Source organism: Profundicola chukchiensis (genome assembly GCF_029664245.1).
Lineage (GTDB): Bacteria > Bacteroidota > Bacteroidia > Flavobacteriales > Weeksellaceae > Profundicola > Profundicola chukchiensis.
This window is the reverse complement of record NZ_JANAIE010000092.1, coordinates 1-213: the sequence shown is the minus strand read 5'-3', so window position 1 is coordinate 213 and position 213 is coordinate 1. Positions and strand designations below refer to the sequence as shown.

At 56.3% G+C, this 213-nt stretch carries 1 protein-coding gene; it reads left to right on the top strand.

What is annotated here, in order from left to right:
• Positions 1-213, top strand: a 213-nt coding sequence (locus NLM59_RS11785; protein ID WP_304417973.1) for a hypothetical protein, incomplete at both ends; no start/stop codon positions are given.

Here is a 213-nt window from a genome sequence, read left to right as displayed (position 1 = left end):
CCGTCCTGGCGCTCGATCATTTTGCCGACGGGGTCACCATCGGCGACAGCGACACCTCCATTGCCGACCTCTTCGTCAACGACGATACGGTTCTCGACGGGCAGGTCTGCATCGGACATGACTGCGACCAGTACGAAACCTTTCTGAGTTACGATTTGTTGAAATTGAAGAACGCCGGCACACTCGACGTCCTGTTCGACGATACGTCCAACG